The following is a 2852-nucleotide window of genomic DNA, read 5'->3' on the forward strand; positions in this document are numbered from 1 at the left end:
AGCCGACGCCCGGCTCCAGCCCGTCGTTCGCCTGGCTGACCGCGACCACGCTGCTGCCCAGCCCGCGGATGGTGAACGCGGTGTTGCGCGGATTGGCGGAGCTGTAGTTCAGCGCGGGCACCAATTGCGACAGCTGCTGGATGTTGACGACGTGCGCGCTCTCGATCCGGTCGCCGTCGACCACCGACAGCGACTGCGGCACCTGCTGCGCATTCTCCGCCCGGCGCCGCGCGGTGACGATCACGACGCCCCCGTCCGCATCGTCGGCCGGCGGGGCCGGAGGAGCCGCAGGCGCGGCGGTTGCCAACAGCAGAGCGATGATCGTCATTGTCGCTCCTCGCGTTATGTAGCCGTGCTACATAACCGATCGAGATCGTTGTGGAAGTGGCTTTGCGCAATGGCACTCGCGGGCGTATAGCGCGGCAGCCATGTCGCTGACCCCCGCCACTCCCCTCCTGCCGCCGGCCGAATGGCGCGATTTCCTGGCGCTGACCAAGCCGCGGGTGATGAGCCTGGTCGTGTTCACCGGCCTGTGCGGGATGCTGGCGGCGCCGACGTCGATCGCGCCGGTGCTGGGCTTCACCGCGATCCTGTGCATCGCGCTGGGCGCCGGGGCGGCGGGTGCGCTGAACCAATGGTATGAAGCGGATATCGACGCAGTGATGCGGCGCACCGCCAACCGGCCATTGCCCGGCGGGCGGATGGATCGCCAGTCGGCACTGCATTTCGGGGTCGGGCTGTCCGCCTTTTCGGTCATCCTGATGGGCCTGGCGGTGAATGTCGCCGCCGCCGCGATCCTGCTGGTGTCGATCCTGTTCTACGTCCTGATCTACACCGTCTGGCTGAAGCGCCGGACGCCGCAGAACATCGTCATCGGGGGTGCCGCAGGCGCTTTCCCGCCGCTGATCGGCTGGGCGGCGGCGACCGGCGACGTTGCGCTGCTGCCGCTGATGCTGTTCGCGCTGGTGTTCTTGTGGACGCCGCCGCATTTCTGGGCGCTCGCGCTGTTCGTGGAGACGGATTACGCCAATGCGGGCGTGCCGATGCTGCCGGTGGTCGCCGGAGAGCGCGTGACGCGGCGGCAGATCGGGCTGTACACCATCCCGATGGCCGCCGTGGCGATCGCACCGTGGCCGCTCGGCCTGACCGGGGCGATCTACGGCATCGTTGCGGTCGCGACGACCGCGCTGTTCGGATGGCTGGCGGCGGTGGTGGCGATGCGCCATACCGCGCCGGTGCATGATGGCGCCGCGGATGCGATGCTGGCGGAAAAGCGCCTGTTCCGCTATTCCATCCTCTATCTCTTCATCCTCTTCGGCGCGCTGGTCGCGGATCGGTGGCTTGCATGATCCCGGACGACGAAATCCGCCGCCGCCAGAAAGCGCGCGCGGTGGTCATGGCCGTGCTGCTCGGCGGCTTCGTGCTGCTGATCTTCGGGATCAGCATCGCCAAGATCCGCGCCGGGATGGTGCATTGATGGCCCGCATGACGCGGCAGGGATGGCCCGCATGACGCGGCAGGGGCGCACGGCGACGCTGGCGGTGCTGTTCATCTGCCTGATGACCGGCATCGCCTGGGCCAGCGTGCCCTTGTACCGTATGTTCTGCCAGGCGACCGGACTGAACGGCACGACCCAGCGCGGGTTGCGAGCGCCCGGCGGGGTCGACGGACAGGTGCGCGTCAATTTCGATGCGAACGTCAGCCCGAAGCTGCCGTGGACGTTCCGTCCGGAAAATCCGCACGAACTGGTCGCCGTCGGCGCGCGCGACATGGTGTTCTTCACCGCCACCAATCGCTCCGCCAAGCCGATCACCGGCACCGCCACGTTCAACGTCACGCCGGCGCAGGCGGGGAAATATTTCACGAAAATCCAATGCTTCTGCTTCACGCAGCAGACGCTGAAACCGGGTGAGACGGCGCGGATGCCGGTGATCTTCTTCGTCGATCCGAAGATGCTGAAAGACCCGGATGCCGCCGATATCCAGACGATCACGCTCAGCTATACGTTTTACCCGGTGGATTCCGGCAAGGCGGCAAGCTAGAGCTAGGCGATAAAGCGACAGGGAAGCGACGATGGCCGGCGCCAAGAACCACGATTATCATATTCTGCCCCCCAGCATCTGGCCGTTGTTCGGCTCGATGTCGTCGCTGGTGATGGCGGCGGGCGCGATCATGTGGATGCACGGCGGCCACATGGCTGCCGACAAGGCCAATGGCGGCGGCTGGATATTTCTCGCCGGTCTGGCCGGCGTGCTGTTCACCATGTATTCCTGGTGGGCGGACGTGGTTCGCGAAGCCCATCACGGCGATCACACGCCGGTGGTGCAGCTGCATTTCCGCTATGGCATGATCCTGTTCATCGCGTCGGAAGTGATGTTCTTCGTCGGCTGGTTCTGGGCTTTCTTCGATTTCTCGCTGTTCCCCACTGCGATGCAGATCGTCGACGGACAAGTCGAACGCGCCGCGGAAGGCGCCGCAGCCATTGCCGCAAGCTGGCCGCCCAAGGGCCTGACCGTCATCAACGCGTTCGAATTGCCGCTGCTCAACACGCTGATCCTCTTGGCCAGCGGCACGACGGTGACATGGGCGCACCACGCCCTGATCCACGGCGAGCGCGGCGGCGAGAAGACCGGCGCCTGGGGCCTGATCGGCGTCGGCAACCGCGACGGCGTGTTGAAGGGCCTGTGGCTGACGGTGCTGCTGGGCGCGTTGTTCAGCGCGATCCAGGCGTATGAATACGCCCACGCGCCGTTCCCGTTCAAGGGCATCAACTTCGGCGCGGCCTTCTTCATGGCCACCGGGTTCCACGGGTTCCACGTCCTGATCGGCACCATCTTTCTCGCGGTATGGCT

At 66.2% G+C, this 2852-nt stretch carries 5 protein-coding genes; 4 read left to right on the plus strand and 1 reads right to left on the minus strand.

From position 1 onward, the window contains the following. The coding region (locus VF649_RS07785) for a Plug domain-containing protein (RefSeq protein ID WP_331011394.1) at positions 1–328 on the minus strand (328 nt) is incomplete at its 3' end. 100 nt (positions 329–428) lie between these two features. On the opposite strand from VF649_RS07785, the gene VF649_RS07790 reads away from it, so the two are divergent. The 4 genes from VF649_RS07790 to VF649_RS07805 all read left to right on the plus strand — a co-directional run. Next, positions 429–1349, plus strand: a complete 921-nt coding sequence (locus VF649_RS07790) for a heme o synthase (protein ID WP_331011395.1) — start codon at positions 429–431, stop codon at positions 1347–1349. Beyond that, the gene (locus VF649_RS07795) at positions 1346–1477 is read left to right on the plus strand and encodes a hypothetical protein (protein ID WP_331011396.1); all 132 of its coding nucleotides are present in this window, start codon (positions 1346–1348) and stop codon (positions 1475–1477) included. The genes VF649_RS07790 and VF649_RS07795 overlap by 4 nt, the downstream gene beginning before the upstream one ends. Before the next feature lie 22 nt (positions 1478–1499). After that, on the plus strand, positions 1500–2042 hold the full coding sequence (locus tag VF649_RS07800) for a cytochrome c oxidase assembly protein (protein ID WP_414713647.1): 543 nt from the start codon (positions 1500–1502) through the stop codon (positions 2040–2042). Positions 2043–2073: 31 nt separating this feature from the next. Beyond that, positions 2074–2852: cytochrome c oxidase subunit 3 (locus VF649_RS07805; RefSeq protein ID WP_331011398.1), on the plus strand; the 779-nt coding region annotated here is incomplete at its 3' end.

It is taken from the genome of Sphingomonas sp. (genome assembly GCF_036387535.1).
GTDB lineage: Bacteria > Pseudomonadota > Alphaproteobacteria > Sphingomonadales > Sphingomonadaceae > Sphingomonas_R.